The organism is Acinetobacter sp. YH12156 (assembly GCF_013418235.1).
GTDB lineage: Bacteria > Pseudomonadota > Gammaproteobacteria > Pseudomonadales > Moraxellaceae > Acinetobacter > Acinetobacter pseudolwoffii.
In genome coordinates, this window is the sequence record NZ_VPCL01000001.1 from 248,365 (window position 1) to 273,278 (window position 24,914).

The 24,914-nt window shown below is 43.5% G+C and carries 24 protein-coding genes and 1 tRNA gene; 16 read left to right on the forward strand and 9 right to left on the reverse strand.

Features of this window, described 5'->3' with window-relative positions:
* Nucleotides 1-4 precede the first annotated feature (4 nt).
* Nucleotides 5-514 (forward strand): hypothetical protein, encoded by a 510-nt coding sequence (locus FTU87_RS01325; protein ID WP_005096639.1) that lies wholly within the window; start codon nucleotides 5-7, stop codon nucleotides 512-514.
* Nucleotides 515-566: 52 nt separating this feature from the next.
* Here FTU87_RS01325 and FTU87_RS01330 read toward each other — a convergent pair whose 3' ends face one another.
* The 3 genes from FTU87_RS01330 to metK form a co-directional block, all read right to left on the reverse strand.
* Nucleotides 567-1,778, reverse strand: a complete 1,212-nt coding sequence (locus FTU87_RS01330) for a YeeE/YedE family protein (protein WP_074382887.1) — start codon at nucleotides 1,776-1,778, stop codon at nucleotides 567-569.
* 347 nt (nucleotides 1,779-2,125) lie between these two features.
* Nucleotides 2,126-2,470, reverse strand: coding sequence for a hypothetical protein (locus FTU87_RS01335; RefSeq protein ID WP_159515885.1), 345 nt, complete (start codon nucleotides 2,468-2,470; stop codon nucleotides 2,126-2,128).
* A 353-nt stretch (nucleotides 2,471-2,823) separates the two neighbouring features.
* Nucleotides 2,824-3,990, reverse strand: coding sequence for a methionine adenosyltransferase (gene metK, locus FTU87_RS01340; protein WP_005096646.1), 1,167 nt, complete (start codon nucleotides 3,988-3,990; stop codon nucleotides 2,824-2,826).
* 472 nt (nucleotides 3,991-4,462) lie between these two features.
* Here metK and FTU87_RS01345 point away from each other — a divergent pair, with 472 nt between their 5' ends.
* The 5 genes from FTU87_RS01345 (at nucleotide 4,463) to FTU87_RS01365 (ending at nucleotide 8,985) form a co-directional block, all read left to right on the forward strand.
* A complete protein-coding gene (locus FTU87_RS01345; RefSeq protein ID WP_035337922.1) occupies nucleotides 4,463-4,846 on the forward strand; it encodes a prepilin-type N-terminal cleavage/methylation domain-containing protein in 384 nt (127 codons plus the stop codon).
* A 451-nt stretch (nucleotides 4,847-5,297) separates the two neighbouring features.
* Nucleotides 5,298-7,286 (forward strand): transketolase, encoded by a 1,989-nt coding sequence (tkt, locus tag FTU87_RS01350; RefSeq protein WP_074382885.1) that lies wholly within the window; start codon nucleotides 5,298-5,300, stop codon nucleotides 7,284-7,286.
* 134 nt (nucleotides 7,287-7,420) lie between these two features.
* Complete coding sequence (locus FTU87_RS01355; RefSeq protein ID WP_005096650.1) at nucleotides 7,421-7,636, forward strand: hypothetical protein; 216 nt, start codon at nucleotides 7,421-7,423, stop codon at nucleotides 7,634-7,636.
* A 174-nt stretch (nucleotides 7,637-7,810) separates the two neighbouring features.
* Complete coding sequence (locus FTU87_RS01360; RefSeq protein WP_005171309.1) at nucleotides 7,811-8,266, forward strand: GNAT family N-acetyltransferase; 456 nt, start codon at nucleotides 7,811-7,813, stop codon at nucleotides 8,264-8,266.
* 128 nt (nucleotides 8,267-8,394) lie between these two features.
* On the forward strand, nucleotides 8,395-8,985 hold the full coding sequence (locus FTU87_RS01365; protein ID WP_005171307.1) for a YceI family protein: 591 nt from the start codon (nucleotides 8,395-8,397) through the stop codon (nucleotides 8,983-8,985).
* Nucleotides 8,986-9,056: 71 nt separating this feature from the next.
* On the opposite strand, the gene FTU87_RS01370 is transcribed toward FTU87_RS01365, so the two are convergent.
* Entirely contained in the window at nucleotides 9,057-9,689 is a 633-nt protein-coding gene (locus FTU87_RS01370) for a LysE family transporter (RefSeq protein ID WP_100357102.1), read from the reverse strand.
* Between the two features lie 50 nt (nucleotides 9,690-9,739).
* Nucleotides 9,740-10,459, reverse strand: a complete 720-nt coding sequence (locus tag FTU87_RS01375) for a glutamine amidotransferase (RefSeq protein ID WP_180096552.1) — start codon at nucleotides 10,457-10,459, stop codon at nucleotides 9,740-9,742.
* 227 nt (nucleotides 10,460-10,686) lie between these two features.
* Between FTU87_RS01375 and yfcF the strand changes: the two genes are divergently transcribed.
* Both yfcF and FTU87_RS01385 read left to right on the forward strand, forming a co-directional pair.
* Entirely contained in the window at nucleotides 10,687-11,322 is a 636-nt protein-coding gene (gene yfcF / locus FTU87_RS01380) for a glutathione transferase (RefSeq protein ID WP_180096553.1), read from the forward strand.
* Between the two features lie 133 nt (nucleotides 11,323-11,455).
* A complete protein-coding gene (locus FTU87_RS01385) occupies nucleotides 11,456-12,373 on the forward strand; it encodes a cation diffusion facilitator family transporter (RefSeq protein WP_180096554.1) in 918 nt (305 codons plus the stop codon).
* 27 nt (nucleotides 12,374-12,400) lie between these two features.
* Here the strand turns inward: FTU87_RS01385 and FTU87_RS01390 are convergent, their stop codons facing one another.
* From FTU87_RS01390 to cysS, 4 genes are all read right to left on the reverse strand, one after another.
* Nucleotides 12,401-13,381 (reverse strand): fatty acid desaturase family protein, encoded by a 981-nt coding sequence (locus FTU87_RS01390; protein WP_180096555.1) that lies wholly within the window; start codon nucleotides 13,379-13,381, stop codon nucleotides 12,401-12,403.
* A 91-nt stretch (nucleotides 13,382-13,472) separates the two neighbouring features.
* Nucleotides 13,473-14,261 (reverse strand): PaaX family transcriptional regulator C-terminal domain-containing protein, encoded by a 789-nt coding sequence (locus tag FTU87_RS01395; protein ID WP_159138181.1) that lies wholly within the window; start codon nucleotides 14,259-14,261, stop codon nucleotides 13,473-13,475.
* A gap of 189 nt (nucleotides 14,262-14,450) precedes the next feature.
* Nucleotides 14,451-14,526 (reverse strand) — tRNA-Gly (locus tag FTU87_RS01400).
* Between the two features lie 62 nt (nucleotides 14,527-14,588).
* Complete coding sequence (gene cysS, locus FTU87_RS01405; protein WP_005171297.1) at nucleotides 14,589-16,010, reverse strand: cysteine--tRNA ligase; 1,422 nt, start codon at nucleotides 16,008-16,010, stop codon at nucleotides 14,589-14,591.
* A gap of 484 nt (nucleotides 16,011-16,494) precedes the next feature.
* Here cysS and FTU87_RS01410 point away from each other — a divergent pair, with 484 nt between their 5' ends.
* From FTU87_RS01410 to FTU87_RS01445, 8 genes are all read left to right on the forward strand, one after another.
* Nucleotides 16,495-17,487 carry a KpsF/GutQ family sugar-phosphate isomerase gene (locus tag FTU87_RS01410; RefSeq protein WP_005171296.1) on the forward strand — a complete coding sequence of 331 codons (993 nt, stop codon included), beginning with the start codon at nucleotides 16,495-16,497 and terminating at the stop codon, nucleotides 17,485-17,487.
* Nucleotides 17,488-17,490: 3 nt separating this feature from the next.
* Nucleotides 17,491-18,030 (forward strand): HAD family hydrolase, encoded by a 540-nt coding sequence (locus FTU87_RS01415; protein ID WP_005096667.1) that lies wholly within the window; start codon nucleotides 17,491-17,493, stop codon nucleotides 18,028-18,030.
* A 33-nt stretch (nucleotides 18,031-18,063) separates the two neighbouring features.
* On the forward strand, nucleotides 18,064-18,612 hold the full coding sequence (lptC, locus tag FTU87_RS01420) for an LPS export ABC transporter periplasmic protein LptC (protein ID WP_180096556.1): 549 nt from the start codon (nucleotides 18,064-18,066) through the stop codon (nucleotides 18,610-18,612).
* On the forward strand, nucleotides 18,596-19,162 hold the full coding sequence (gene lptA / locus FTU87_RS01425; RefSeq protein ID WP_180096557.1) for a lipopolysaccharide transport periplasmic protein LptA: 567 nt from the start codon (nucleotides 18,596-18,598) through the stop codon (nucleotides 19,160-19,162). Before lptC ends, lptA begins: the two co-directional genes overlap by 17 nt.
* On the forward strand, nucleotides 19,162-19,905 hold the full coding sequence (gene lptB / locus FTU87_RS01430; protein WP_005096670.1) for an LPS export ABC transporter ATP-binding protein: 744 nt from the start codon (nucleotides 19,162-19,164) through the stop codon (nucleotides 19,903-19,905). The genes lptA and lptB overlap by 1 nt, the downstream gene beginning before the upstream one ends.
* A 207-nt stretch (nucleotides 19,906-20,112) precedes the next feature.
* Nucleotides 20,113-21,588, forward strand: a complete 1,476-nt coding sequence (locus FTU87_RS01435) for a TolC family protein (RefSeq protein ID WP_253134782.1) — start codon at nucleotides 20,113-20,115, stop codon at nucleotides 21,586-21,588.
* A complete protein-coding gene (locus tag FTU87_RS01440; protein WP_005096672.1) occupies nucleotides 21,585-23,723 on the forward strand; it encodes a type I secretion system permease/ATPase in 2,139 nt (712 codons plus the stop codon). Before FTU87_RS01435 ends, FTU87_RS01440 begins: the two co-directional genes overlap by 4 nt.
* A complete protein-coding gene (locus FTU87_RS01445; RefSeq protein WP_005096673.1) occupies nucleotides 23,720-24,907 on the forward strand; it encodes an HlyD family efflux transporter periplasmic adaptor subunit in 1,188 nt (395 codons plus the stop codon). The genes FTU87_RS01440 and FTU87_RS01445 overlap by 4 nt, the downstream gene beginning before the upstream one ends.
* Nucleotides 24,908-24,914 lie beyond the last annotated feature (7 nt).

Consider the following 24,914-nt stretch of genomic DNA (forward strand, 5'->3'; position numbering starts at 1 on the left):
AGATATGAAGGTATGGCTAACGTCATTGGCGCTGCTCATTGGATTAACCGCATGCTCGAAAGAGCCACAAAAACCGGTCGTCGATCCAGTCAAATATCAGGTTCAGACAGCGCAGGAATTGCAGCAACGTTTTGATGCACTCAATAGCCAATTGGCTCAGGATTTTCAGAAATTTAAAAAACTAGAAAGTATTGCTTTCTCACACCAGTTTCCTTTAGATGTGAATAATCTGCAAACTTTAAACCGTCATTTGGTCAGCAGTACGGCATTAAAACCAAGTAAAATTGCCTATTGCGATATGATGAATGCTTATTTTGCCGATATGTATCGTTTGGGGCATTATAATCTGGAACTGGTCGATGACATCCAATTGCCGAATGCTGCCAATGAAAATCTAAAAGACAATTTTTCGAATGCCGATCACTTCTATACTTTTATTCTGGATCGCTATACCACTTATCGTCAGGTTCAGCAGACCATGGGTTATGGTTGTAATTTAAAAGCCGCGCTTTAAATCTTAAAGATAAAAAAGCCTATCATTAAGATGGGCTTTTTAGTTTAAATAATTAACAACCTGTAATTTTTTCAGCTTGTGGTTTTTCTTCCGGGAAGAAGATTGGACGAAGTTTCACCCCAATACCATTACCGATAAAGGCAAACACCAGCCATAACCAGCCATGTAAACTGCCTGAAGCGATGCCACTGAAATACGCACCAATATTACAACCATAGGCCAAGCGTGCACCATAGCCGAGCATGATGCCACCGACAACAGCAGCAATGAGCGAGCGTTTCGGAATGTTGAAATTCGGGGCAAACTTACCTGCCAGACTGGCTGCCAGCAAAGCACCGAGCATGATGCCAAAGTTCATCATCGAGGTAATATCAAACCACAACGACTCTGTAAGTGCTTTGGCATTGCCAGCTTTCTGCCAATAATCCCATGCAGTTACATCAACACCCACTAAAGTGGCGCCTTTTGCACCCCAAACTGCCAGGGCAGAAGTCACGCCCCAAGGACGACCTGCAAGTGCCAACGTCGCAAAGTTGAGCAGGGTCAGAATAATCCCGCCCCAAATCAGAGGCCATGGACCACGAATAAAGCGTTTCCAGCCTTGATGCTCACTGCTTGGTTCTACTTCCAGACGACCATGACGTTTCTTTTCGAAATAAACAGTCGCCGCAGCAATCAGTGCAAAAATAACAAAGCTCAGCAGCAATCCAGGCATCACCCCTAAACTCTGTACCAGAGAAATAGGTTCCAGATGCGGCAAAGCAAACCACCAGTCTAAGTGTGAGGTTGCAATCACAGAGCCGATACAGAAGAACAAGAGTGTTACCAGCATACGTGCACTACCACCACCCACGGTATACAGCGTACCCGATGCACAACCGCCACCGAGCTGCATGCCGATGCCGAAAATAAAGGCACCAATCATGACTGACATGGAAACAGGACTGACGTTACCTGTGACCGGGTTGCCAAACAATTCACCCGCACCTAAAGCGGGGAAGAATAACAATACTGCTAGAGCGAGCATAATCATTTGTGCACGCAGACCACGACCGCGACGTTCCTTGATAAAGACGCGCCAACTCGAGGTAAAACCAAATGAGGCATGGTACAGGGTCATGCCTAGCGCACCACCGATTAAAAATAACAGAGCCTGATTTAAGCCAACGATCTGATAGGCACCGATTGTACCGATTACAAGTAAAATAAAAGCCACCCAGACCGAAATATTCGACCGTTGGGAAGCAGCAGCAATGACTGACATGGGAGATTAAATTTTAAAAATAAAGGCTGGTATTCTACTGAATTTCAGCTTAAATGCAGCCCATTTTGGCCAATGAGTGAGTATTAAGTCATTCTTATAGTTGATAAGTTTTATCACTTTATCTGATTTGTGGGAGTGAATTATAAAAATAAATCTAATGGAACATCTCATTATTCTGTAATTCTCTACACTTAAGCAGCTTAAATAAATTGCAGATTTAATCGTATGGTTTTATGCTGATAGATCAGTATCGAGCATTTTTGAGTTTCTGGGTTTTCAAATGAAGTACATAAAAAAGCCTGCAAATTGAATCGCAGGCTTTTTAAGCATTAAACTGAGAGCTAAAATCAGTTTTCAGCTTTTTCTCGAACATTGCCAGCACCTTCTTCAACCGCAGCTGCAGTGGCCGCAGTGGCTTTTCGTGCTGCTTCAGCAGTAGCATCTGCTGCTCGAGACGTTGCAGCAGCAGCTTCGTCAGCTGCCTGAGCTGTATTTTCCGCTGCATTATCCAAGGCTCTTTCAGTGTCTACCGCAGCTTCACGGCTGGCATCCTGCATATCATGACCGGCTTGATCTGCTGCATTTTCTAAATGCTCACCTGTCGTTGCCCCGGTTTCAGGTGCTTTATCTTTGTTACAGCCGACCAAGGCAACAGTTGCCGCTAAACCTAAAGCAATCATTAATTTATTCATCGAGTAATATCCCTTGTTGTTGTATAGCTGCCAACTAATTTAACAGTCATTTCTTAAAGTTTATGCTAGAAAATAGATCAAAATTTGTTGATTAACTGTAATTTTTTTCAATACTTATGCTGCTTTAACTCGCTCATAACTTATTTAATAAGTTGTTTTAAGTGTATTAGATGAGTCAGATCCAGAAACTAAGAAATTTCTAATTTAATAAGCATTCAAGGATGATGGAGGTGAACAGGGTATATTATTAATCTTGCGATTTAAGTTGTCAGTCGTATAAAAAAGATGATTTTAAGCAATAAAATCCCAGTCATAAAAAAAGCCCGCAGGGTGCGGGCTTTTTAAAGAGAAAATTAGAGACCAGCAGAGGCTTTAAGCGCTTCCACTTTGTCGGTTTTTTCCCAAGTAAAGGCCGTATCAGAGCCTTCACGGCCAAAATGACCATAAGCCGCAGTCTGCTTATACATTGGCTGAATCAGATCCAGCATGCGGGTAATGCCATATGGGCGTAGGTCAAAGTGCTCACGAACCAAGGCAATAATCAATTCTTCAGATACTTTTGCAGTATTAAAAGTGTTGATTGAAATTGAAGTGGGTTCAGCAACACCAATTGCATAAGACACCTGGATTTCACACTTGTCTGCAAGACCAGCCGCAACGATATTTTTTGCTACATAACGCCCTGCATAGGCAGCAGAACGGTCAACCTTAGATGGATCTTTACCAGAGAAAGCACCACCGCCATGACGCGCCATACCACCGTAGGTATCTACGATAATTTTACGACCAGTCAAACCACAGTCACCGACAGGGCCGCCAATCACGAACATACCCGTTGGGTTGATGTGGAATTTGGTCTCTGCATGGAACATATCGGCAGGAATGATTTTCTTCACGATTTCTTCAATCACAGCTTCTTTAAGATTGGCTTGTGAAATTTCAGGATCGTGTTGAGTCGACAAAACCACAGCATCTAAACGAACAGGTTTGCCATTTTCATAAGCAAAGGTCACTTGGCTTTTCGCATCTGGGCGTAACCAAGGCAAAGTTCCATTACGACGAAGCTCTGCTTGTTTTTCCATTAAGCGATGTGCATAGGTAATTGGCGCAGGCATTAAAACGTCAGTTTCACGGCTGGCATAACCAAACATTAAACCTTGGTCACCGGCACCTTGATCTTCAGGTTTCTGACGGTCTACACCCTGAGCAATTTCAGGTGACTGTTTGCCAATCATGTTGATTACGGCACAGGTCGAACCATCAAAACCCAGATCAGAATGGTGATAACCAATACCGTTCACGGTATGGCGTACTACCGCTTCAAAATCGATATTGGCCGTCGTTGTGATTTCACCGGCAAGTACAACCGCACCTGTTTTTACAAGCGTTTCACAAGCAACCCGTGCATAAGGGTCTTCTTTTAAGATTGCATCCAAAATAGCGTCACTGATTTGGTCAGCCATTTTATCTGGATGGCCTTCGCTTACAGATTCCGAAGTAAATACAGCGTACTCGCGCATAGTCCTATCACAGTTAATTTTAAAGACCCGATATGTTACATCGAGTTGCGCTCTAGGACTAGCTTAACACGACAAAATTGGTCGAAATTGTTTCAAATTATTGTGTTTTTAATTGATTAATAGAATTAAAAAAATTGATATGTCGATTTAACCGTCATTGCTGATTTGGCAAGGAGCGACAAATTAATCCGGATTTTCCCAGATGTAGCAAAATTAAACAGTTATATTCTCGAATAAATTTTAAAAGATCGCTGATTGGAAAAATATAAAGCTAAAATCTGAGCAATTTTCAGGAAAGTGATCATTACATTAATACGCTCGTATGTGATTCAACATGATTCGACTAGCTGTATTGTGGTTGCATCGGCTTCTCTGCATATTAGGCCTAAGGTTTCACTACTGGCCGGTTAAGCATGGCCAAGATTCTTTTTGTATGGGCTTCTTGAAGTAAGGCTGTACGGAGTAAGTCATGATGTATCAAAAGGCATTTACCTTAATTGAGGTGATGATTGTACTGACGATGATAGCGATTTTAGCCACCATGGCGTTTATGAGCTATCAGGGCTATGTGGTACGTGCTCAACTGGCTGAAGTGTTTGAGCAGGCTGGCACATATCGAACTCAGTTCATTGCCTCAGGTCAGCATTGTGATGCTGGACGCGAGATTGGAGGGAATACACGATATATCGAAAAAGTGGTGATTAATGCGACATGCCGAATTGAGTTTAAGCTGCGACAGCAAGGCCTAGATGCAGCGATTCGGGGTAAATCAATTGCATTTGATGTCTATACGGGAAAATGCTTCTCGACTGATATTTATCAGCGCTATTTACCTAAAAGCTGCCAGGGGCGCTAAGCACGCTTGCTGCTTATGATTGAGCCTAAATAGATGTAAGCTTTTCATCTAAAAAATACATAGTTGATCGATCTATTGATAAGAATGAATCATCAATGCTCTTCATCATCGACGAGAAAATTATATGACACATCTCTCTTTAAACGGATGGAGCCGACTTTAGATTAAAAACGAAATAACAGTCAATTCTAAAAAATGCAGGGTTGAAAAGCTCAATCAGACAACAATATGCTAACTATCATGTCTAATAAATCCCTCGCAAAAATGACCAGAGAAAACAGAACTAGAGAGAAAAATGTGGAATAATTACCCGATAAGGAAATACAAGACTAATAAACTGATAAATGTTGTTGCTTAGTCTTTACCCCTCGCTGTTTTTTTAAGACAATAGACCATAGTTTTGAAAGTCTTTTCATCATTTCCTATTTCTGAATATTTTGGACTCTGATTTATGACAACCCCGCTTAATGAACGTCGTATTGCAAACGCAATTCGTGTATTGGCAATGGATGCTGTGCAAAAAGCAAACTCAGGACATCCAGGTGCTCCAATGGGGATGGCAGATATCGCTGATGTGGTTTGGCGTGAATTCCTGAACCACAACCCGACCAACCCGAATTGGGCTAACCGTGACCGTTTTGTATTGTCAAATGGCCATGGCTCTATGCTTCAATATGCACTGCTTCATTTAACGGGCTACGATCTTTCGATTGAAGATCTAAAAGCATTCCGTCAACTTCATTCTAAAACACCTGGTCACCCAGAATTGGGTTATGCACCCGGGATTGAAACGACGACTGGTCCTCTAGGTCAAGGGATCGCCAATGCTGTTGGTTTTGCGCTGGCTGAAAAAACCTTAGCCGCACAATTTAATAAAGATGACCTCCAGGTTGTGGATCACTTTACTTACTGCTTCCTGGGCGATGGCTGCCTGATGGAAGGTATTTCACATGAAGTGTGTTCATTGGCAGGTACCTTAGGTCTTGGTAAGTTAATTGCTTATTATGACGACAATGGTATCTCGATTGATGGTGAAGTTGAAGGCTGGTTCTCTGACGATACCGAACAACGCTTCTTGGCTTACGGCTGGCAAGTACTTAAAGTAGATGGTCATGATAGCGAAGCACTTCGTGCTGCAACTTTAGCAGCTAAAGCTGAAACTGCTAAGCCAACCATCATTATTTGTAAAACAGTGATTGGTTTGGGTTCACCAAACAAGCAAGGTAAAGAAGACAGCCATGGTGCGCCACTCGGGCATGATGAAATTGTCTTGACGCGTGCAGCATTAGGCTGGACTGACGAAGCATTTGTTATTCCTGAAGATGTGTATGCAGCTTGGGATGCCAAAGACAAGGGCGCTAAAACTGAAGCAGCGTGGAATGAAACATTTGCTGCCTATGCTGCAAAATATCCGACTGAAGCGGCAGAGCTAAAACGCCGTATGTCAGGTGATTTGCCAGCGGACTTCGTTGCAAAAGCAGATGCTTATATCGCTGAAGTGAATGCTAAAGCTGAAACCATCGCGACACGTAAAGCAAGCCAAAATGCATTGCAAGCACTGGTTCCATTATTGCCAGAAGTTCTAGGCGGTTCTGCGGACTTGGCTGGTTCTAACCTGACGCTGTGGAAAGGTGCGCAAGGTGTACAAGACAATGCAGCGGGTAACTACGTACATTATGGCGTGCGTGAATTCGGTATGACTGCAATCGCCAATGGTGTTGCGCTGCATGGCGGTTTCATTCCTTATGTGGCTACATTCCTGATGTTTATGGAATATGCACGTAATGCAGTACGTATGTCTGCCTTGATGAAGCAACGTGTGATTCATGTGTACACACATGACTCTATTGGTCTCGGTGAAGATGGTCCTACGCATCAGCCAATCGAGCAAATTGCATCTTTACGTGGTACACCAAACCTGAATACCTGGCGTCCATGTGACACCGTTGAAGCTGCAATTTCTTGGAAGTCTGCATTGACTCGTTCTGAGGGTCCGACAGCGTTAATCTTCTCTCGTCAAAACTTAGCTTTCCAAACTCGTACTCAAACACAAATTGAGAACGCTGCGAAAGGTGGTTATGTATTGGCTGAAGAAAAAGGCGAATTAAAAGCGATTATTATTGCAACAGGTTCAGAGGTTGCTTTGGCAATGGAAGCTTATGCACAGCTTGAGGGCGTGCGTGTCGTGTCTATGCCATGTGCTGAAGAATTCATGAAGCAAGATGCAGCGTACCGTGAAGCGGTTCTTCCATCCAATATTCGTGCGCGTGTTGCGGTTGAAGCAGCGCATGTAGATTATTGGTGGAAATTCGTTGGTCTAGATGGTCGCGTGATTGGTATGAGTACTTATGGTGAATCTGCACCTGCAAAAGACTTGTTCCAGCACTTTGGTATTACCACTGAAGCCGTTGTTGCAGCAGTAAAAGAAATTACTGCTTAATCAGCCCTTTAAAAGTTTAAAATGGCGTCCCAGTTTTGGGACGTCTTTTTGTTTTTTGGTCTTTTTAGCTCTGTTTTCATGTGACAAGAGTTGAAGAGTTCTCTTGATAATTGAATGCAAAAAGTGAGATGAACATGAGCTTGTACGAGCAAATTAGCGAAGAAATTACTCTGATGGATGCAGGCGAACAGAAATGGATCGGGCAGGATCTACCTCTTGAGGCCATGATGGCGGTTGAGTTAATGCTGCAAGAACTCGCGGAAGAAAAAGTCATCAAAGTCCGCCGTAAAAACCATGAAAAGACGACTGGCCTAAAACAGGTTGATCGTATTCTGGTTGAAAAACTGTAAAGCTAAAATACTAAAAAGTCCCTGATTGGGGCTTTTTTTATGCCAGATGATTTTTGTCTGGAAGTTGCTTATCAAAACCAGATGAGATAAAGATAAGCTTGTAACTCACTATAGAACTCAGCATCCTATCGAAACGGCTTATATTGATGAAATAGGCAAAAGAAGTTGGTAAACATGAAAATAAATTCCCAGATTCAGATCAAATCTTTAGAGCAAATATCACAGTACCAATGGCTGCCTTTATGGCAAGAATATCAGGCTTTTTATCATGCGAAGATCTGTGACGAGGTCAGTGAAAATACCTGGGCGAAATTACACAGTACTGAGCTAGATTCGATGTATGGATTTGCTGCATTGCTTGATGAAAAAGTGGTGGGCATTGTACATGTGGTCGAGCATGACAGCAGTTGGACGCTACGGCCTTATGCTTATTTGCAGGATTTATTTGTGCCTTCGCAGTATCGAGGTCAAGGTATCGCTTGCAAGTTGATTGAACAGGTTTATCAGGTGGCAGAACAGCGTAATTGTGACCGCGTTTACTGGCTCACGCATGAATCAAATCGTCAGGCACAAATGCTCTATGATAAAGTGGCCAAAAAGACCGGATTTATCCAGTACCGTATGGATTAATAATAGAAATTTAAAAAATAACTTACAAATTTATCGTTTCATCGCTGCAACAAAACGTTTTATCTTTAGAGCTGTAAATATTTCTGAATTCTATACACTGAATAACATCCAAAACGAGAGATAAAAACATGAATTTCAAAACATTAGCATTAGGCTTAGCGGTTTCATCTGTAGCAACATTTTCTATTGCAAAACCAGTAACCTATACAATTGACCCGACCCATACTGCAGCCGTATTTAGCTGGGATCATTTCGGTTTTTCTACGCCATCTGGTAATTTCTCTGATATTCAGGGCAAAATCGTGGTGGACAATGAACAACCGGCAAAGTCAGCTGTGCATGTGACAATTCCAGTATCCAGTATTAATACCAACGTGACAGCTTTAGATGATCACTTAAAGAAAGCCGATTTCTTTGATGCAGCAAAATATCCAAACATCAGCTTTAAAAGTACCAAAGTAGAAACGCAGAACAAAAAGAACTTCAAAATTACTGGTGACTTAACTATTAAAGGCGTGACCAAACCTGTGGTATTGGATGCTGTTTTAAACAAACAGGCTGAACATCCAATGATGAAAGTTCCAGCAATTGGTTTCAATGCAACCACTTCATTTGACCGCTCTGCATTTGGTTTAGGAGCAAACGTACCGAGTGTGGGTGATAAAATTACTGTTCAGATTACCACTGAAGCCACTGTACCTGCGCCTACAAAGAAATAAGATTCTCTGTATGGGTAGTATGAAAAAGCACCTGATTTAGGTGCTTTTTTATCAAATAAAATGACTTAGATCTAATCACGATTCAGAATCAGCAGACAGCCAAAACTGATAAAGATCCCGCCTGTAACTCCATCAATCCATTTGGCAAATTTTTGATAATAAGTCGTCATCTTCGGCATTGAAAAAATAATGGCTACAACCGTAAACCAGAGCAAACTTTCGATAAAGACCAGAGCTAAAAGAGAAGATTGTTCTGATAGTTTTGCATTAGGGCTAATCGCCAATGCAAATACACTGCTAAAGTAAATCAGGGCTTTGGGGTTGGCCATGTTGGTGAAAAAACCTTGCAGCAATAATTTAAGATACGACGGCTGAACGATAGAAAGAGCTTCTGCTTTCGAATTTGTTAAAGGTAGAGGTGTCTTAAAGCTCGACTTCAACATCAAACTGCCCAGATAGAGCAGATATAATCCACCCAATAGCATTAAGATCTGCTGTAACCAGACCATTTTCTGAAATAAAAAATGCAGGCCGCCAAGTGCACAAATTGACCAGACCAGAATGCTCAATGAAATACCGAGGGCTGCACATAAAGCATGCTTTCTGGACTGCCGGATGGCACTTTGTGTGACAAAGAAAAAGTCCGGTCCTGGACTAATCAGGGCAAAAAAATGAATCACGGCAATGCCGAATAATGCGCTCATAATGTTTCTACAGTCGAGAGGAAGAGTTTAGTCTGGAATGCATCTTGAGACTAGGATACGATATTTAATTGCGCCAGATATTGCTTTAGTACAGTTTGCGAGGTGGTTTCCAGTACAGGCGCAAACTGAAGATTGGCAGCGCGTAGTGCAGGAATATCAATTTTAGCCTGACTCAATTCACAGCTATGGCCAATCAGCCATTTTTCCAGACTATCACTGGCGACTTCAGGATGGAATTGTAGTGCCAGAATATTACTGCCTATACGAAAGGCCTGATTTGCATAAAGCTCAGTACTTGCCAGTAATTCAGCCTGTTCAGGTAGGTCAAAGGTATCACCGTGCCAATGTAGCACTTCAATATTTTCCAGATTTCGCAGTGGATTATTCTCGATAGCTGCAAGACTGAGCTTAGACCAGCCCATTTCTTTACTCTGTCCTGCATAGACTTTGGCACCAAGCGCATGCGCAATCAATTGAGCACCCAGACAGATTCCTAAAGTGGGTAAATTCTTATCCAAACGTACTTTAAGCAGGTCTATTTCTGCTTGTAAGAAAGGAAAGTTTTCTGTTTCATAAACCCCAATTGGGCCACCGAGAATTACGGTTAAACCAGGATGTTCATAAGCCTTACGCAGGTCATCAATCCCGGCTTCAAAATAGCGGACACGTAGCCCCAGCTGATAAAATACATCTTCCCAAGCACCGAGGTCTTCAAAAGCGAGATGTTGGATTGCATATACAGTATCGGGGAAATGGTCCAGGTTCAGCATGGTCATTTAATCTAAAACGGGAAATATTTATTTAACGTCATTCTGTAAAAAAATAGAAGTCTTTTTAATCCCGTAATTTATGAAGCAAGATATTCTCAATCTGAATAGTGAATCCTGGTGCAGGGCTCTGAACCGGCTTTGTATCATTATGCAGCCCAATTTCATTTCCCACTAGAAAGGCAGTAGAGTAGAGGTGAATATAGAATAAAAAGACTGAGGAAGAAAAAATGCACAATATCTGTCTCTATATCGATAAAAAACGTATCAGTCCCTATGTCATGTCAGTTTACGTCGCTTTAAAAGAAAAAGGCCTGAATTTTCAGAAAAAAACAGTTGACCTAGATCAACTGGAACAACAAAGCATGGCATATCGCAGAATTTGCCCCAGTAGAAAAGTCCCTTGTCTGGTGATGGATGATTTTCATTTATTTGAATCTTGGGCGATTACAGAATATCTGGAAGATGCTTTTCCAGCGCCAGATTATCCAGCTTTATACCCCAGAGAGAGTCAGGCCAGAGCAAAATGCCGTGCAGTTCAGGCTTTAGTCAAAACTGATTTTATGGCAATCCGCCAGGCCATGCCTTCAGACTCAATCTTTGTTCCACCTAAAGGACTTTTTATTGCATCAGCCGAAGTCTTGCAAGATATTCAGCGTTTATTGGCAGTCACAGAGAGTTTGCTCAGTGAATGCTGGCTGACTGAACAGTGGTCAATTGCAGATTTTGATCTGGCCTTTATGCTGCACCGCCTGCTTAGCCAGCAGATTGAACTGCCTGATAAAATTCAGGTATATATCCAGCGAAATTTCCAGCGTGCTTCAGTTCAGGCGTGGCTAACAGAAAATGAAAAGCTCAAGCTTTAAGCTGCCAAAACTTATCAACTAGAGGATACAAAAAAGACTGAAATAGATAAAAATCAAGCGTAATATAAATCAGAACTGTGTGGAAAATTACGAGAAATAATGTCCTTGTTGCATCATTATTAAGGAGTGCGGGGTGGGGAATTCACATCATCATGAGCATAGTCATGTCACTGTGACTGCGAAAAATATCAAAAAATTATCGATTGCTCTGGCACTCACGACCAGTTTTTTAATTGTGGAAGTGATCGCCGGCTTTATGACGCAAAGTCTGGCCTTGCTTTCTGATGCAGCACATATGTTTATCGATGCTGCGGCACTGGCCATTGCGCTGGCGGCCATCAAGGTTGGGCAAAAACCGGCAGATAACAAACGCACGTTTGGCTATCAACGCTTTGAAATTCTGGCTGCCTTATTTAATGCCTTGATGCTCTTTATGGTGGCGATTTATATTTTATTTGAAGCCTATCAACGTTTAAGCAATCCTCCAGAAATCCAGAGTCTGGGGATGATGGTTGTGGCGAGCTTAGGACTCATCATTAACCTGATTTCGATGAAAATTCTGGTGTCGAGTAGTCAGGAAAGTCTAAATATCAAAGGGGCTTATCTGGAGGTGCTGAGTGATGCATTGGGGTCAGTCGGCGTGATGATCGGGGCGCTGCTGATTTATTTTACTGGCTGGATGTGGGTAGATACACTGATTGCCGTATTGATCGGATTTTGGGTTTTGCCACGCACCTGGATTTTGCTCAAACAAAGTATCAATATTCTGCTAGAAGGAGTGCCAGATGAAATTGATATTGAAAAACTGCGTCATGATCTTTTAGCACTCGAAGGCGTACAAGATATTCATCAGCTTAAAGTCTGGGCGATTACTTCCAAAAAAGTCATGTTGACGGTACATCTGGTTGCACCGAATGTAGATTATCAGAAACTGCGTCATCAGGCTTTTGAAATGTTGAGCCATCAGCATCATATTACTGAAATGACTTTACAGATTGAGGCAGAAAATTGTCCACCGGAACAACGAGGGCATTCGACCCATCAGCACTGAAATATAATCATCTGAGCATCGCAGGGCTTAATTGTTTTTTAGAAGTGAACGGATGACATCCAAATAACTTGGTGGAGCATCGCCATACTGACGCTCTCTTAACATTTGATGCATTTTCGCCAGCTTTTGATGCGGAACAGCGGCCATTAAATGATGTTCAATATGATAGTTCACATGAATCGGTGCCACAAAAGCCCGTGCCAGATAACCTGCGCGGGTTGTACGGGTATTGCTGAGGGCAGAATAACTGGTTTCCAGACCCGCATGTTCAGCCATTGCGCGAATACGGATAAATAAAGGGAATGGTGTGATATAAGCCAAAGGCCATAGCAAATACAGCTTAGGATGGCCACTGGCCCAAAACACAGAGAAAATCGTGGCATTCGCGAGCAGCATACCGGAACTGTTTTTCAGCAGATTTTTGGCCAAATCTACCTTGCTACGATCGCCACGTGGAATAGGTTTGGGATCGTTCGACACACTCCATTCCAGAAGCTCCAAATCCATCAATACCCGACCTGCCAGAAATTTAAGTCCAGATTGCCCGTTTAAGTCGCGAAAGAATTTTCGGAATAATGAGCTTTGAGTAATGGGGAAGTTTTTCACTAGGCCTAAATCTGGGTCGTCTGGTTGAGAGGTTTTAGCATGATGTTTCAAGTGATAAGGACGATATTTGCTGACCTCATTCCAGATTGGGCGTGCACACAGCCAATCGGTCAAATGTGTATTTAGCCATTTGGTTTTAAACAGGCTATGGTGTGAGGCATCGTGCATCAAAATCGCCATGGCCAGCTGACGACCTGCCAAAATCGCCAATGCCACTGCACACATTAAAACCTTTCCCCAAATGGGCAAATATTCCCAGCTATAGGCCACTGTACCGAAGGTCATCACAATCACAGCCCAAGTTGAAGCTATAGACCAAGCACCATGTAAGTCAGAAGTCGTGGTGAGTTCTTTAATTTCTTCGCGGCTAAAAAATTCGGTGACACTGAGCTTAGTGTTCATTGTTTTGCCTATAGCGTTCTTATCATTACTTTCAATATATTTGTCCTAAATATTACAGTCAATTTATTTTTGTGAATAAATATGAAATAAATTATACACCCTGATTGTTAAAATATTGCTGCCATAAAAATTGCCCCTGTTTTTCTATTTTACGAACCGCCCGCTCAAATTGTTGCCGAGCTTCGGCTTCTATCCATTCTGCAGGAAGTAGGGGATCGGCACGTAAACTAAATAAGGCAGATTTACCGAGATAGAAGGCGGTTTTTGCTGCATCAGATAAAGGCAAGCTTTGAGAGTAATCAAACCATTGATGAATGTCTTGATTCACCTCCAGATAAGTTTGATGTAAGGCTTGAACATCCCAAAGTGCACTGACATCTATTTCCTGATCTATCTCACTGACTTGAAAAAAACGTGCATCTGGATCTAATCCAAACTGGATTGCAGCCGTTTTTAATTCGGTTAAGCTCAGCATTAAGTTGTCTGGACGAATAAAAACATTCTGCTCCATTTCCTGAAAGCCATAATAACCTAGTGCTTTTTCCCGTTTGGATAATGCAGTGCGATCTACACGTCCCAAAGCACCGGTATAAACCAGTACATATTTTCCATTCCACGCGGTCGCCATTTGCATATTGGGATGCTTGTTTAAACTGATAAAAGAAGTATCAAATTTTTTTTCTAGCAATTGATACACGCCGCGCTCTACAGCTTGAATGATATTTTCCTGATTCAATCGGGCTACAGCAACTCGCAAACTATTGTGAGAAATGCTTAATAAGTCTGCTGCACATAGCATCTGTTTAATGCTGGCAGTAGAATTTTGAGACGCATATAACAAGTCTAAAACCAGATGACGGGCATTCAATTTATAAGTCATGAAATGATATCGTAATTAAAGGAATTGAAAGTTTTGAAGTTTTTTTACAATAGCACTTTGTTGTGAATAACCCAAAAAATGTCAGGGTGAAAGAGGATGAATAAGTGATTTGAGATATGCTTTTTATTAATGAATTTTTTTAAACACAATAAAAAAGCCCTTATCTTTCGATAAGGGCTTTTCGTATTCTGGAGCGGGAAAGGAGACTCGAACTCCCGACCCCAACCTTGGCAAGGTTATGCTCTACCAACTGAGCTATTCCCGCAATGAGATGAATTATAGAGAATTCCACAGCAGTGTCAACTCTCTATAAATCTGTTTGATTAATTAATCAGCACGGCGCCAAACCGTACCTTGACGGGTATCTTCAAGAACAACACCTTGATCAAGTAAAGATTGGCGGATTTCATCCGCACGCGAAAATTCTTTGGCTTTTTTGGCATCTTGACGCTGTTGAATTAAACCTTCAATTTGTTCAGGTGATAATCCTAGGGCTTCCTGACCAATATCAGATTTGAGAAATTCATCTGCATCTTGTTGTACCAGACCGAGAATATTGGTCAGATGGCGTAAAGTTGCGTAGTAGATTGCTGCCTGTTCCGCATTTTCTTCTTTCACGGCACGATTCAGTTCTTTGTTAATTTCAAATAGCACTGCAATCGCTTCAGGTGTATTGAAATCATCACGCATGGCGGCATTAAAACGTTCAACCAAAGCATCATCCAAGGTTTCCACCAGATGATCGCCATAAACCGCCTGATAGGTTTTAAATGAATGGTAGAAACGAGACAAAGTATTTTTCGCTTCTTTTAAGGCAACATCCGAATAGTTCACCGGACTGCGATAGTGTGAAGACACAATAAAGTAACGCACCACTTCCGGATGGAACTTTTCGATCACGTCGCGAATGGTGAAGAAATTGCCTAAAGACTTCGACATTTTCTCGCCATCGACATTAATGAATCCGGCATGCATCCAGTAATTCACATATTGTTCACCGGTTGCTGCTTCAGATTGTGCAATCTCATTTTCATGATGCGGGAAGGTCAAATCGGCACCGCCGCCATGAATGTCGAAATGATTGCCCAGGCAGCAGGTCGACATCGCTGAACATTCAATATGCCAACCCGGGCGGCCATTACCCCAAGGTGAAGGCCATGCAGGTTCATTTTCTTTGGCGTGTTTCCAGAGGACAAAGTCAAATGGATGTTTCTTTTGAACTTCGACATCAACACGTTCAGAAGCTCCAGCTTGCATATCTTCTAACTTGCGACCAGAAAGACGGCCATATTTGGCAAATTTCTCGACTTCAAAATAGACATCGCCATTATTAGATGGATATGCCGTGCCTTTGTCGACCAGATTGCCAATCATATCTTGCATTTGGTCAATATAGTCTGTGGCTTTAGGCGCAGCATCAGGCGGGAGACAGCCTAGTTTGGCAAAGTCTTCATTCATCGCATCAATAAAGCGGCCGGTCAACTCAGAGATACTTTCGCCATTTTCATTGGCACGTTTAATAATTTTGTCATCAATATCGGTAATATTGCGCACGTATTTGACTTTCCAGCCTTGGCTGCGCAGGAAACGGATAATATAGTCAAATGCAACCACTGTACGTGCGTGTCCAATATGACAGTAGTCATAGACGGTCATACCACAGACATACAAATCAATTTGACCTTCAACACGAGGTACGAATTCTACTTTTTTGCGTTGCTCTGAGTTATATAGAACAAATGGTTGCATAGCTGTTCAAAAGACTTCAAATAAAAGGATGAATCATCTTAACCTAAGCATAATTATTCATAAAGACAAAAGCGTAAAAAGCCTCAGATATTTAGCATAGTTAGGCAGAGATACTGATTGATAAAAAGGTGATTCTTGGACGGAAGTCAGAATATTGAGCTCAGCTTTACAGAACTAGTGTTTGCCAGGGAGATTAGGTGATATTGGGATGAGTATGATCTTATTCGAATCCAGCTTATTGAGGAGAGAGTAGGCGTGTGTCGATAGAAAATAAAAAACAAGCATATTTTACAGCGTCAAAAATGGAGTAAATGTAGAGATGGAGATACCAGACTGCGTAAGTCACATACAATCAAGATATATTAAAAATCTGTCGAATCTTCTACATTTAGAAAGCTTGCAATTGCATAGCTATGCTAAAATTGCGAAAATTGTGCCCATCAAATGAGAGTTTTTCTCTGTCCTTAACGTAGGTAAACAGGCTTTGAATTCACAAAAAACAGCGAATCAACTCGATTTTCAGAAAGTCGCACTTGAAACACTGCGCATCGAAGAAAATGCATTACAGATTTTAGCCACACAGATTGATGGCCGTTTTAGCCGGGCCTGTGAAATTATTCTACAGTGTACTGGCCGTCTGGTAATTACCGGAATGGGCAAGTCAGGTCATATTGGCCGTAAAATGGCGGCGACCTTTGCTTCGACCGGAACACCCTCATTCTTTATGCATCCGGGTGAAGCCGGTCATGGCGACTTGGGCATGCTGGTCGCGGGTGATGTGCTGATTGCGATTTCAAACTCAGGCAAGAGTGATGAGATCATGATGCTGATGCCACTCATCAAACATCTTGAAATTCCTTTAATTACCATTAGCGGCGATGAGCGTGGCCCAATGCCACAAAATGCCGATGTGGCTTTGACCCTGGGCAATATTCAGGAAGCCTGTCCGCTCGGGTTGGCACCCACCTCATCAACGACTGCCACCTTGGCCTTAGGCGATGCTTTGGCGGTGGCGTTACTGGATGCGCGTGGTTTTACTTCAGATGATTTCGCCCGCTCGCATCCCGCCGGAGCTTTGGGTAAGCGCCTGTTATTACATGTAAAACACCTGATGCGTACGGGTAATGATTTACCTAAAGTTTCACCAGATACCGCCATGAACAAAGTATTGTATGAAATTTCCAACAAACGTCTGGGATTGACCACGGTCGTAGATGCAAATGATGTCTTGCTGGGAATTTTTACCGATGGTGACTTGCGTCGTTTAATTGATAAACAGCAAGGTTTTGATGTCAATCTGGCAATTCAGGACGTGATGACCAAGAATCCGCTTACGATTTCTCAGGAAGCACGTGCAGTCGTGGCGCTGGAACGTATGAATGAACGTAAAATTAACCAGTTTGTAGTGGTTGATGAGGCCAATAAAGTGATTGGTGTGATTAGTATGCATGACCTGATTCAGGCTGGGGTAAATTAATAAATGGCATCTTATGTATTATTAGAGCAGGCACGTCATATTGCAGCATTAGTGCTTGATGTAGATGGTATTTTAAGTGACGGCTTTGTAACGCTGACCAATACTGGTGATGAAATCAAATCATTCGATATCCGCGATGGTCTGGGTATGAAACTGGTTCAGCAGGCTGGAATCAAGGTGATTATTATCACTGGCCGTAAAAGTAATATTGTCGAAAAACGGATGTCTGACCTGGGTGTGGATCTGGTCTATCAGGGCCGTGAAGATAAAGGCACAGCACTACGTGAAGCATGTGCACAGCTCAATATCGACCCTGAAGATTGCTTATATATGGGCGATGACTGGCCTGACTTATCTGCTTTTGCCATTGCTGGCATGAAAGTGACCGTACCGAATGGTCATGTCGAAGTTCGTCGCCGTGCAGACCTGGTGACTCAGGCGCTGGGTGGCCGTGGTGCAGTACGTGAAATCTGCGATATGCTGCTGATGTCCAAAGGCGTATACCAAGAGTTACTTGAAAAATATACTCGTGCGCCTTATTAATAAGTCATATCTTTTGGATTAAGTACACCGCTTATGGATACTAAAGTTTTATATATTACGGCTGTGATGATTGCCGCAATAAGTGGTGGTTATTATTATTACAGTGGCAAGGGCAATAAGCTGCAGACGGACTCCGCGCGCAGCATGACCTATTCCGCTCAAGATATTAACTTAACCCAGACAGATGAATCAGGCATGTTATCGGTTCGCGCCCAGGTGGATCGACTTGAGCAGAACTTGCAGCAACAGACCTCCAAGCTGGAAAATCTGCAAGCTTCGACCTATGACAATGCTCAAGTCGATGCGACTTTCTCTGCTAAAATGGCGCATGGCTATGATGACAATACAAAAGTTGTACTCTCTCAAGAAGTGCTTGCCACCAAAATCATGCAAAATGGACAGTTAGAGTTCCGTACTGAGGAGCTGACGGCTTTTCCAAAAACACGTGAAATTGAAACAGACAAGACAGTCATGGTGACTTCACCACAGGCTGAATTTGTCAGCCAGGGTCTTAAAGCCAATCTTAATGATGGTCAATACGAATTCTTTAATATTCGAGGAAAGTATGAACCAAACTCCTAAAGCCAAAATGATGCACACTTTCCTGAAGCGTATGACGCTGGCGACTGTGGTTGGACTCGGTTCAATCGCTGCTTTTGCCCTGCCATCTGACCGTAACCAGCCAATCACCTTGCTGGCGGATCGCGCGACTTTTAATGAGCGTACTGGTGTAACGACGTATTCTGGCAATGTCATCATTGAACAGGGCACCATGAAGCTGCAAGCCAATTCGATTGTGGCCAATCTGAACAATAAGCGCCAGATTAGCCTGATCACGGCTACCGGTAGCCCGACACAGTTCCAGCAAAAAGTAGATGCCTCCAAAGGTCTGACCAAAGGTCAGGCTCAGAAAATTGTCTACAATGCTGAAACCGGAATTATTACCCTGTCTGGTAATGCCTTATTGCAGCAGGATGGGGCCAGTATTCGTGGTGCGACTTTAAAATATAGTATGAATAAAGGTGATGTTGAAGCGATTGGTACACCGAATAAAACCGGTTCAGCTGAAGGTCGCGTAAAAATTGTGATTCCACCATCGGCTTCACAATCCTTTCCAGGAGCACGTGATTAATGGAACAATCGCAGCAGGTTCAAACCTTGACCATCAAACATCTGGCGAAAAATTATAATAAGCGCTGGGTGGTGAAAGATGTGTCTTTTAGTATGGAAAGTGGCCAGATTGTCGGATTGCTCGGACCTAATGGTGCAGGTAAAACCACCAGCTTCTATATGGTCGTCGGTCTGGTACGTATGGATAAAGGTGAAATCTATCTGGATGATCTGGATCTTTCTGATCTGGCCATGCATGAACGGGCACGCAAGGGAATTGGCTATTTGCCGCAAGAAGCATCGATTTTCCGCAAGCTGACAATTTCACAAAATATTATGGCGATTCTGGAAACCCGCAAGGATTTGACCAAGGCCCAACGTCAGCAACGTCTGGCGGAACTTTTGGCCGACTTTAAAATCACTCATATCAAAGATTCTTTAGGAATGAGTGTCTCCGGTGGTGAGCGACGCCGTGCCGAGATTGCACGTGCATTGGCGGCAGATCCAAAATTTATGCTACTCGATGAGCCTTTTGCTGGTGTCGACCCGATCTCGGTTGGTGATATTAAAGATATCATCACCACTTTGAAAGATCGTGGGATTGGGGTATTGATTACCGATCATAATGTGCGTGAAACGCTGGCGATTTGTGAACATGCTTATATTGTGAGTGAGGGAGCATTGCTTGCTGAAGGTACGCCAGCAGAAATTCTGGCCAATGAAACAGTAAGAAAAGTTTATTTAGGTGATGATTTTACCGTATAAACAGCTTTTATGTCTGTAAGATACCCACATCACGACACCAATTGTCGGATGAGGGTTTTTTTCATCAAATCAACGTTAAAAAAGTATCTTTTACAACGATTTGATATATTGTTAGGCTAAAACACGAAACATTAATTATTATGCGATTTAGGGTACAGCACATAAAAAATGTTCAGGGGGAAAACCGATAAAAAAAGGGGGATCTTCATGAGTCTTCTTTTGCCTTTATCTATTTCCTTGGCACATGCAGAAACTTCGCAAAACCATTTTGCAAATATTAAAAACGGTTTAAGTAAACTGATTGCACCAGAGCCAACACGGTCAGCGCATTCAGTTGATATTACGTCACTCAGTCGCTACTCATTAGACACTTCTCAGGTAGCTGAACTGCCACAGATTACCCGGCCACAACAGGGACAGTCTGCTACCGGCCCTATCGTGGCTCCTATTCCACAAAAGATGAATGTGGTGGAAGCGATCCATACCGCAGTTCAGCGACGTCCTGAAATTAGCCAGAGTATTTCCACCCTGTCTGCACAGGCGGCCAATATTGATGTGGCAAAAGCAGCCTATTATCCGCAGTTATCGGGCGGATTGGGGACCGGTGATCTGACCTCGGGTGAGCGTGGACGTCAAGTGATTTCCTTAAATGCGACACAGATGCTGTATGACTTTGGCAAGATCAAAACCAATGTCAGTATCGAGGAAGCCAGATTGGCAGAAGAGCAGGCAAGGGTGCTGGTCAGTCTGGATCAGGTGGCTTTTGAAGTGGCAGATGCGATTGTCAATATCAAGCGTTATCAGGAAATTACCAAAATTGCCCAGCAACAGATTCAGGGCATTGGACGGATTGCAGAAATTGCCAATTTGCGTGCCCGTGCCGGTATCAGCAGTCAGGCCGATCCAATTCAGGCTCAGTCCAATCTGGAAGCGGCACAATCGAACCTGCTGGTGCAGCAGACCCAGCTCAGACAATATCAGCAACGTTTACGCACTTTGCTGGGGTTTGATGTGTCTGCGGTGGAATGGGAGATTCCAGAACGTATTGTGGCGCAGGCCGATCTGTATCAGGATCCGGAATTTACCCAGATTCCCAATATGATTCTGGCACAATCGGGTGTAGAGGTTGCACGCTTTCAAAAAGATCAGGCACGTTTAAGTCGTTATCCAAGCATTCATCTGAAAGGCAGTTTAAGTCAGGCTGTTAATGGGCGGAATCCGAATAATAATGAAGATGACGGCTTTTATAATTCAATCATGATTGAAGCCAGCAGTAATTTTTATCAGGGTGGCGCAGCACGCTCTCAGGCACGTTCTGCCAGTTATGCCGAAGAAGCTGCACGTGCACAGGTCAATACGGTTTATCTGGATGTACTGGATCAGGTTCGCTTGATTCGTGAGCAGATTGAGAATAAGCAAAAACAAATGGGAGTTTTATCCCAACGTCGTGCAACCACGGTACGAACCAAAGAGCTGTATCAAGAACAATATAAATTGGGTACCCGAACCGTGGTGGATTTGCTCAACGCAGAACAGGCGATTCATAGTGCAGCACAGGAAATTGAATCTGCGCGCTATGACATCTATTCGGCGATTGTGCAATATATTCAGGTTACCGGCCGTACACGGGATATTTACGCGCTTAACCGTATTTCTATTCAGGGGTTTGAAGTTCAGCCATGAGTACTACAATAAATTATCAACCGTGGCTTAAAGCGGTTTTGAATATTGCCAGACATTACCGGATTGAACCTTCTGAGGAGCGGATTCGTCTGCAACTGGACTGGAACCAGCATCATGACATCGACGAGATGCTCAAAATTGTCAGCCGGCAGATTGGTTTAAATGTCCGTAAAAATAAATTTGACAGCAGCTTGCTGAATCCGTGGCGTTTGCCTTTGCTGGTGGAGTTTGAGAGTGGGGATGTGGGTGTGATTGAACGCATCGACACCCAAGCTAACGTCAGTATACAGCTCAGTGGCGATGAAGGCTTGTCTCAAAGTTTCACGGTTGAACAGTTAGAGACGGGCGTAAAGCATCTGTATGTTCTGCGTCCCGAATCTTCTGTGCCGGATGCGCGGGTGGATGAATATATCAAGCCGTTCGAGAAAAACTGGTTCTGGTCAATTGTCTTGAATGACTGGAAACGTTATATCGATGTCATGTTCGCCTCTTTAATCGCGAATATTCTGGCACTGGCCACGATTGTTTTCTCGATGAACGTGTATGACCGCGTGATTCCATCACAATCGATTCCTACCTTATGGGTTTTGGCTGGCGGTGTGCTGATTGCGGCAATTTTCGAGTTTGTTTTACGCGTCTCCCGAATCTATCTATCAGACATTATTGGTAAACGTGCTGATCTGAAAATTTCGGATCGGGTATTTGGCCATTCTTTGCGCATCAAAAATAGTGAACGTTCCAAATCGACTGGTACCTTTATCTCGCAGATTCGGGAACTGGAAGGGGTACGCGAACTGGTCACTTCAACCACAGTGACTGCGATTGCCGACCTGCCATTTTTCTTCCTGTTCTTAGGGATTTTCTGGGTGATTGGCGGCAACCTGTTCTGGGTGATGCTGCTGGTGGTGCCACTGATGATCCTGCCTGGCATTCTGGCGCAGAAAAAACTGGCAGAACTGGCTCAGCTGGGCATGCGTGAATCTGCCATCCGCAATGCTTTGCTGGTAGAAGCCGTGCAAGGGATTGAAGACATCAAGCTGCTCAGAGCTGAAACACGCTTCCAGAATCAGTGGAACCATATGAATGAAGTTTCAGCCGATGTCAGCATGCAGCAACGTAAGATTGTGGGTTTGATGACGGCCTGGACGCAAAAAATCCAAGGCTTGACCTTTGCCATTGTGGTATTGGTCGGTGCTTTTGCGGTGATGGATGGCGAGATGACCACAGGTGCATTGGTGGCCTGTTCGATTCTGTCTTCACGAATGCTGGCACCCATTTCACAAATTACTGGCGTGTTGGGTCGTCTGCAACAGGCCAAAGTGGCCAAAGCCGGTCTGGATGAGTTGATGAAAAAATCGGTCGATCAGCCGGATTATTCTCATCTGATTCATCGCCCAGCTCTGGATGGTCATTATGAACTCAGTGGTGTGGTATTCAAGTACGGCGAAGATGATCCAAAACCAAGCCTGATGATTCCAAAACTGGAAATCAAACCCGGTGAAAAAATTGCGATTCTGGGGCGTAATGGTGCCGGTAAATCGACCTTGTTGCAGCTCTTGTCCGGGATGCAGACGCCATTACAGGGCAAGGTCAAGCTGGATGGTATTGACCTGACCCTGATCGATCCTTCAGATGTACGTCGTGATATGGGCTTGCTGAACCAGAATTCGCAGCTATTTTATGGTTCGATTCGTGAAAATCTCAGCTTGGGTGCGCCCTTGGCCACCGATCAGCAAATTCTGGAAGCGCTGCAAATCACGGGTGCATTCGCTTTTGTGCAGGAGAAAAAAGAAGGTCTGGATCATATCATTCTGGAAGGTGGTGTTGGTTTTTCTGGCGGTCAGCGTCAGGCGCTGTTGTTAACACGGTTATTGATCCGTCAACCGAAAATTCTACTGCTAGATGAGCCTACTGCTGCGATTGATGATGTGTCAGAAAAGCAGTTGATTGATCATCTTAAAAGTTATTTGAGCCATCGTACCATGGTGGTTGCGACGCATCGCCGTGCGGTACTGGAGCTGGTGGATCGTATTATTGTGGTGAATGATGGGAAAATTGTCATGGATGGTCCACGAGATCAGATCCTGAATCAGTCACAGGGTGGTAATAAGCGGGTTGTTGGAGCAAGTGCATGAGTGAACTCAAAGAACTAAAACGTTCAAGCAAAGTCAGCTTTCAGGAACCACCTTTACCTAAATCGAGTGTCATTATCTGGATTGTCGGCATTGGTTTATTGGTATTGCTGATCTGGGCCTGGTTATTTAGCCTGGAAGAAGTCTCTACCGGTACGGGTAAAGTGATTCCATCTTCTAAAGAGCAGGTGGTTCAGTCTTTAGAAGGCGGTATTTTGACCACACTCAATGTTAGAGAAGGTGAAATTGTAGAGCGCGGCCAAGTGTTGGCTCAGCTTGACCCGACCCGTTTTGAATCCAATGTCGGTGAATCTGAATCCTTACTGATTTCATCACGTGCGACCTCAGCTCGCTTACGCGCGGAAGTGAGCGGTACGCCATTGGTATTTCCCGAAGAAGTCTTGAAATACCCAAAACTGGTGAAAGAAGAAACGGCACTGTATCAGTCACGTCGTGCCAATCTGGAGGAATCCGTGGCCGGTCTAGAACAGGCCTTGGTACTGGTACAGCAAGAGCTGGAAATGACAGCACCACTGGTGGCTAAAGGGGCAGCCAGTGAGGTTGAAGTGCTGCGCTTAAAACGTGAAGCCAACGACCTGCGTAATCAAATGAATGATATTCGTAATCAATATTATGTGAGTGCGCGGGAAGAGCTGTCCAAAGCCAATACCGATGTGGAAACTCAGCAGCAGGTGGTACGCGGCAAGTCAGATACCTTGAGCCGGACTATTTTTAAATCACCGGTACGCGGTATCGTAAAAGAAATTGATGTGATGACCTTGGGCGGCGTGATTCCACAAAATGGCAAGTTGATGACCATCGTGCCACTCGACGAAAAACTACTGGTTGAAGCGCGGATTTCACCACGTGATATTGCCTTTATTCGTCCAGATCAGGAGGCACTGGTTAAAATTACAGCATATGATTATTCAATCTATGGTGGGTTGAATGGTAAAGTTGCGATGATTTCACCAGACACCATCCGTGATGAAGTCAAGCAGGATCAGTTCTATTACCGGGTCTATATTCGCACGGAGAGTGACAAACTGAATAATAATGCGGGTCAGGAGTTTAATATCACCCCAGGTATGGTGGCCACGGTAGACATTCGCACCGGTTCAAAAACTGTCATGGATTATCTGATCAAGCCATTCAACAAGGCCAAAGAAGCCTTGCGGGAACGCTAATCTTTTC

What these genes read in the sequence shown, in the direction of transcription:
- lptB (WP_005096670.1), top strand. Translation starts at nt 19,162, where the DNA reads ATGGAACAATCGCAGCAGGTTCAAACCTTGACCATCAAACATCTGGCG.
- tkt (WP_074382885.1), top strand. Translation starts at nt 5,298, where the DNA reads ATGACAACCCCGCTTAATGAACGTCGTATTGCAAACGCAATTCGTGTA.
- FTU87_RS01365 (WP_005171307.1), top strand. Translation starts at nt 8,395, where the DNA reads ATGAATTTCAAAACATTAGCATTAGGCTTAGCGGTTTCATCTGTAGCA.
- FTU87_RS01330 (WP_074382887.1), bottom strand. Translation starts at nt 1,778, where the DNA reads ATGTCAGTCATTGCTGCTGCTTCCCAACGGTCGAATATTTCGGTCTGG.
- FTU87_RS01395 (WP_159138181.1), bottom strand. Translation starts at nt 14,261, where the DNA reads ATGACTTATAAATTGAATGCCCGTCATCTGGTTTTAGACTTGTTATAT.
- FTU87_RS01345 (WP_035337922.1), top strand. Translation starts at nt 4,463, where the DNA reads ATGTATCAAAAGGCATTTACCTTAATTGAGGTGATGATTGTACTGACG.
- lptC (WP_180096556.1), top strand. Translation starts at nt 18,064, where the DNA reads ATGGATACTAAAGTTTTATATATTACGGCTGTGATGATTGCCGCAATA.
- FTU87_RS01375 (WP_180096552.1), bottom strand. Translation starts at nt 10,459, where the DNA reads ATGCTGAACCTGGACCATTTCCCCGATACTGTATATGCAATCCAACAT.
- FTU87_RS01390 (WP_180096555.1), bottom strand. Translation starts at nt 13,381, where the DNA reads ATGAACACTAAGCTCAGTGTCACCGAATTTTTTAGCCGCGAAGAAATT.
- FTU87_RS01435 (WP_253134782.1), top strand. Translation starts at nt 20,113, where the DNA reads ATGAGTCTTCTTTTGCCTTTATCTATTTCCTTGGCACATGCAGAAACT.
- FTU87_RS01440 (WP_005096672.1), top strand. Translation starts at nt 21,585, where the DNA reads ATGAGTACTACAATAAATTATCAACCGTGGCTTAAAGCGGTTTTGAAT.
- FTU87_RS01445 (WP_005096673.1), top strand. Translation starts at nt 23,720, where the DNA reads ATGAGTGAACTCAAAGAACTAAAACGTTCAAGCAAAGTCAGCTTTCAG.
- FTU87_RS01415 (WP_005096667.1), top strand. Translation starts at nt 17,491, where the DNA reads ATGGCATCTTATGTATTATTAGAGCAGGCACGTCATATTGCAGCATTA.
- metK (WP_005096646.1), bottom strand. Translation starts at nt 3,990, where the DNA reads ATGCGCGAGTACGCTGTATTTACTTCGGAATCTGTAAGCGAAGGCCAT.
- yfcF (WP_180096553.1), top strand. Translation starts at nt 10,687, where the DNA reads ATGCACAATATCTGTCTCTATATCGATAAAAAACGTATCAGTCCCTAT.
- cysS (WP_005171297.1), bottom strand. Translation starts at nt 16,010, where the DNA reads ATGCAACCATTTGTTCTATATAACTCAGAGCAACGCAAAAAAGTAGAA.
- FTU87_RS01355 (WP_005096650.1), top strand. Translation starts at nt 7,421, where the DNA reads ATGAGCTTGTACGAGCAAATTAGCGAAGAAATTACTCTGATGGATGCA.
- FTU87_RS01360 (WP_005171309.1), top strand. Translation starts at nt 7,811, where the DNA reads ATGAAAATAAATTCCCAGATTCAGATCAAATCTTTAGAGCAAATATCA.
- FTU87_RS01370 (WP_100357102.1), bottom strand. Translation starts at nt 9,689, where the DNA reads ATGAGCGCATTATTCGGCATTGCCGTGATTCATTTTTTTGCCCTGATT.
- lptA (WP_180096557.1), top strand. Translation starts at nt 18,596, where the DNA reads ATGAACCAAACTCCTAAAGCCAAAATGATGCACACTTTCCTGAAGCGT.
- FTU87_RS01335 (WP_159515885.1), bottom strand. Translation starts at nt 2,470, where the DNA reads ATGAATAAATTAATGATTGCTTTAGGTTTAGCGGCAACTGTTGCCTTG.
- FTU87_RS01325 (WP_005096639.1), top strand. Translation starts at nt 5, where the DNA reads ATGAAGGTATGGCTAACGTCATTGGCGCTGCTCATTGGATTAACCGCA.